At 75.3% G+C, this 4,873-nt stretch carries 5 protein-coding genes and 1 pseudogene; 3 read left to right on the top strand and 3 right to left on the bottom strand.

Features of this window, described 5'->3' with window-relative positions; all coding sequences use genetic code 11:
* Positions 1-432: ROK family protein (locus CCN42_RS39935; RefSeq protein WP_143662226.1), on the top strand; the 432-nt coding region annotated here is incomplete at its 5' end.
* A 211-nt stretch (positions 433-643) separates the two neighbouring features.
* On the opposite strand, the gene CCN42_RS39930 is transcribed toward CCN42_RS39935, so the two are convergent.
* Positions 644-1,408: a GntR family transcriptional regulator gene (locus CCN42_RS39930; protein ID WP_086742018.1), complete on the bottom strand. Its 765-nt coding sequence runs from the start codon at positions 1,406-1,408 to the stop codon at positions 644-646.
* A gap of 247 nt (positions 1,409-1,655) precedes the next feature.
* Positions 1,656-2,540, bottom strand: a complete 885-nt coding sequence (locus tag CCN42_RS39925; RefSeq protein ID WP_086742019.1) for an RNA polymerase sigma-70 factor — start codon at positions 2,538-2,540, stop codon at positions 1,656-1,658.
* Positions 2,541-2,718: 178 nt separating this feature from the next.
* On the opposite strand from CCN42_RS39925, the gene CCN42_RS39920 reads away from it, so the two are divergent.
* Positions 2,719-3,549, top strand: coding sequence for an alpha/beta fold hydrolase (locus tag CCN42_RS39920; protein ID WP_086742017.1), 831 nt, complete (start codon positions 2,719-2,721; stop codon positions 3,547-3,549).
* A gap of 143 nt (positions 3,550-3,692) precedes the next feature.
* Here CCN42_RS39920 and CCN42_RS39915 read toward each other — a convergent pair whose 3' ends face one another.
* Entirely contained in the window at positions 3,693-4,625 is a 933-nt protein-coding gene (locus tag CCN42_RS39915; RefSeq protein ID WP_086742016.1) for a DMT family transporter, read from the bottom strand.
* A 47-nt stretch (positions 4,626-4,672) separates the two neighbouring features.
* Between CCN42_RS39915 and CCN42_RS39910 the strand changes: the two are divergent.
* Positions 4,673-4,873: pseudogene (locus CCN42_RS39910) on the top strand (GntR family transcriptional regulator); the annotation flags it as partial.

The raw sequence follows: 4,873 nt of genomic DNA, 5'->3' as shown, positions 1-4,873 counted from the left end.
GCCGGGGAGATCGGGGCGCTGCATCTGCTGGGCCGGGAGGTGACGCCGGAGACGCTGCTGTCCACCACGGACGAGCCGCTGCACCCGCTGGACGAGCAGCAGGTCGCCGAGGTGTTCGCGCGGGCCCGCGAGGGCGACCAGCGCGCCCGCGCGGCGGTCGACCGGTTCATCCAGCGGCTGGTCCACGACGTGGCCGCGCTGGTCCTGGCGCTCGACCCGGAGCTGGTGGTGATCGGCGGCTGGGCGGCGGGCCTGGACGGCGTCCTCGATCCGCTTCGCCGCGAGCTGGCCCGGTACTGCCTGCGCCCGCCGAAGGTCGCCCTCTCCCTGCTGGGCGAGGCGGCCGTCGCGACGGGCGCCCTGCGGCTCGCCCTGGACCACGTGGAGGAACAGCTCTTCGCGGTCGAGGGCACGGTGACGGCACGCCGCTGACGCGCGCGGCGGCACGGTGGCCCCAGGGCGGGTGAGCAATGCCCGGCCCGGGAGCCGCGCCCGGCGCAGGCCTCGGGACGTGACGCCCCGGCGCGACCCGGATACCGGGTACCGGTGGTCCGGCCGCGCGCCCCGGATACCGGCTACCGGATCGGCCGTCCGCACGACCCGGCCACCGGATACCGGACAACCCCGTCCGCGCGCCCCCGCGTCAGGAGGCCCGGCGTTCCGGGTCCGGGTGGATCTCGACGCCGCCCGAGTCGCCGAAGGTCAGCCGGCAGGTGTCGGCGCGGTAGGTGGCGACGGAGAGCGCGGCGGTGCGGCCCTCGGCGAAGAAGCGGGTGGTGACGACGAGGACGGGGGCGCCCGGCAGCCGGTCCAGCTGCTTGGCGTCGTCCGCGCGGGCCGAGCCCAGCTCGACCGCGCTGTCGCGCCCTTCGAGCTCCAGCCGCTGGAGCTCGCGCAGCACCGCACGCGCGCGTGCCGGTCCGGACGGGGCGTCGATGCCGGTGAGGTCGGGCACGGAAGCCGCGGGGATGTGGAGCAGTTCGGCGGCGACCGGCTGGCCGTGGGTCATCCGGGTGCGGCGGACCGTGTGCACGGGTTCGTCAGGGCCGGTCTCCAGGGCGGCGGCGACGGCCGCGGGCGGGACCGCCGTGGTGCAGTCGACGGCCTGCCAGGCGTCGTCCCCGGGCGCGCCGGGCCAGGCGTGCTGCTCGGTGCCGACGGCGACCCCGACGCGCGGCGGCGCCACGGTCGTCCCGACACCGCGGCGGCGCTGGAGCCGGCCCTCCAGTTCGAGCTGTTCCAGGGCCTGGCGGAGGGTCGCGCGCGCGACGCCGAAGCGTGCGGCCAGTTCCCGCTCGTTGGGAAGGATCTCACCGACGGAGAACTCGGAGTCCAGTGCCTCGGTGAGCACGGTCTTGAGATGCCAGTACTTCGGTTCCGGCACCGATTCCAGCTGCGTGGTCCCCACCCTGTCCTCCGCAATCGCCGGTGTTCCCGCGGCGTTTTAGCGCCCTTGTTTATTAAAGGTTGTTGCACTTGTCTGCGACCATAGGGCGACCCCCACCCTTGGTCAAGACCAATCCTCGATCCCTGGCACGGCGCACGGGAGCGCCGCGGCGGAGCGTTCACGAGGCGTTCGCACGGCCCGGGGTTCGTGACACGACGACGAAGCCCCCGTCACGGGACGGGGGCTTCGCGGTCGGGAAGGGCGCCGGTCAGGCGTCGGCCGCGAAGGACCGCAGCTTGTCCGGGTTGCGGATGATGTAGACGGACTGGACGCGCCCGTCGAGGACGTCGAGCTGGAACACGGAGTCGGGCCGGTCGCCGTCCATCGCGAGGATGGCGGGACCGCCGTTGACCTCCAGCATCCGGAAGGACATCGGGCCACGCTTCTCGGCGGCGCCGAGGAGGAAGCGGCCCACCTTGTCGGCGCTCCGCAGGATCCGCAGCGGCGCCCGCGACTTGCCGCCGCTGTCGCCGACCAGCCGGACGTCGGGCGCGAGCAGTGCCATCAGGCCGGTCAGGTCGCCTTCCTCGGCGGCGGCGAGGAAGCGTTCGGTGAGGTCGCGGCGCTGGACCGGGTCGACGTCGTAGCGGGACCGCCGCTCGTCGACGTGCTTACGGGCCCGGCCGGCCATCTGCCGTACGGCCGGCTCTCCGCGGTCGAGCAGGGCGGCGATCTCGGCGTACGGGTAGCCGAAGGCCTCGCGGAGCACGAACACCGCGCGCTCCAGCGGTGACAGCGACTCCAGGACGACGAGAACGGCGAGGGAGACGGAGTCGGCGAGCAGGGCGCGCTCGGCGGTGTCCGGGACGGTGTCCTCGTAGGCGGTGACGTACGGCTCGGGCAGCCAGGGGCCGACGTAGGTCTCCCCGCGCGCCTTGATCTGGCGGAGCCGGTCGATGGCGAGGCGGGTGGTGATCCGTACCAGGTAGGCGCGTGGCTCGCGCACGTCGCTCCGGTCGGCGCCGGCCCAGCGCAGCCAGGCGTCCTGGACCACGTCCTCCGCGTCGGCCACCCGGCCGAGCATGCGGTAGGCGACTCCCAGGAGGAGGGGGCGGTGCTCTTCGAAGACGTCGGTGGGGGTGTCGGTGGTCACGGCCACATCCCAGCGGACGCGTGCGGTGGTGTCCAGGCGAATTCCGGGGTGTGCGCGGCGGGTGGCGGGCCGGGGCATGCGCTCGGGCGCGGCCGGGAGCGCCCAGGGGCTACCCGTCGGTAGTAATTGCTGACAAGGTGTCTGCGCGATGTCCCCCGGCGCAACCACGAGGAGCAGCATGCCCGCCACCGTCTCCTTCAAGGTCCCCACCCCCTCCGGACCGCGGCCGATGACCGTCTCCTACGCGCGCGAGGGCGACGGCGAACCGTTGCTCCTGCTCCACGGCATCGGCCACCACCGGCAGGCCTGGGACCCGGTGATACCCGTGCTGGCCAAGGAGCGTGACGTGGTCGCCGTCGACCTGCCCGGGTTCGGGGAGTCCCCCGCGCTCCCGGGCGGGCTGGCGCACGACCTGCCGACGATGACAGCCGTGCTCACCGCGCTGTGCGCGGCGCTGGGGCTCGAACGGCCGCATGTGGCGGGCAACTCGCTGGGCGGACTGCTGGCGCTGGAGCTCGGCCGCGCGAGGGTGGTCCGTTCGGTGACGGCGCTGTCCCCGGCCGGCTTCTGGTCGGAGGCCGAGCGGCGCTATGCCTTCGGTGTGCTGTCGGCCATGCGCGGCATCGCCCGCCGGACGCCTCCGTCGGTGGTCGAGCGGCTGGCGCCGTCCGCGGCCGGCCGGACCCTGCTGACGAGCACCATCTACGCCCGCCCGGCGCGGCGTCCGGCCGCGGCGGTGGTCGCCGAGACCCGGGCACTGGCCCAGGCACCGGGCTTCACCGAGACCCTGCGCTCGGGCCGCGCCGTGCGGTGGACGGAGGATGTGCCCGGCCTGCCGGTCACCGTCGCCTGGGGCAGCCGGGACCGGCTGCTCGTGCCCCGGCAGGGCGTCCGGGCCAAGACCGTCATCCCGCGGGCCCGGCTGGTCCGGCTGCCCGGCTGCGGCCACGTCCCGATGAACGACGACCCGGCGCTCGTCGCCCGCGTCCTGCTCGACGGCAGCCGCTAGGCCGTGTCGACCTGGAGCGTTGTCGACGCGGCTGATCGGTGGGTGGCCGCAGAGGCCGGACCGGGGACGTGACGCCCTCGCCGCTCGCGCCGGGCGCGGCGCGGGGTTCGTGCATGGAATCGCTGGTCAGGCACCCCGGCGTCTCACTCCCGCTCGCGCGCGAGCGGGCGCGCCCCCTCGTGAACGGGAAGCGGCCGCTGCCGTGAGGCCCGCTTCAGTGCTCCGGAGCCCAGCGCGACTCCCGCGCCGACCAGGGCGCTGCCCACGGCCTGGGCGAGGCCGTAGGAGCCGGTGCCGACGAGCGGGGCGGTGCAGGCGGCGGCGACGGGGATGAGCCCGGAGAAGAGCGTGGCGCGCTCTGCGCCGATCCGCTGCATGCCCATGTACCAGCAGACGAAGCCGATGACGGTGACGATGACCGCCTGCCACAGCAGGGCGGCGGTCTCGGTGGCGTCGGGGCGGCGCAGCCAGCCGGTGCCGTCGAGCAGGAGTGCGGCCGCCGCCGACTCCAGCGCCGCGACACCGCACACCGTGGCGGAGAGCAGGCGCGGTCCCAGCGGGCGCAGCACGGGGACGGCGAGGACCGCGAAGCCGACCTCACCGGCCAGCGCGCACACCGACCAGCCGAGACCGGCGCCGTCGGTGCGGCCCCAGCCCTGGACGGTGCAGGCGCCGACGGCGACGAGCGAGGCCCCGTACAGCACGGCGCGCCGGGGCCGCCTGCCGTCCAGCAGGGGGACGAGCACGGCGACGACCACGGGCGCGCAGCCGACGAGGACGCCGGGCACCGCGGGTTCGGCGGTGCGTTCCGCCGCCAGGATCGCCAGGTTGAAGCCGACCATGCCGACGGCCGCGAGCAACGCGAGGCGCGTCCACTGCCGGGGGGTGAGGGCGCGCAGCCGGGCGGCACCGCCGGGGCCGGCCAGCGGGACGAGCAGCAGACAGGCGAGGGCGTAGCGCAGGAACTGGCCGCCCGCGTACGGGTAGTCGCCGAGGAGGCTGTTGGCGGTGAAGGATCCCCCGACGAGGACGCAGGCGAGCGCGGCGAGCAGGGAGCCGCGGGTGGTGGCGTTCATGGGGCCGACGCTAGGGAGCGCGGCGGCCCGGTTTAAGGTCCACTTCCATGACGGTGTCCCGGACCAATTCGCTTCCCTCCGACGGCCGGGAGGACGGCTCGGCCGCCTGGGAGGTGCTGCTGCCGGCCGCCTCGGCGCCGGCGCGGTCGCGGGGGCGGGCCTTGCAGGCGGCGCTGCGGGAGGCGGTGCGCTCCGGGCGGCTGGCGGCGGGCACCCGGCTGCCGTCGAGCCGGGATCTCGCCGCCGAC

Source organism: Streptomyces glaucescens (assembly GCF_002154375.1).
GTDB lineage: Bacteria > Actinomycetota > Actinomycetes > Streptomycetales > Streptomycetaceae > Streptomyces > Streptomyces glaucescens.
Note: the sequence above shows the minus strand (reverse complement) of the source record. Positions and strands in the feature narration are given on the sequence as shown.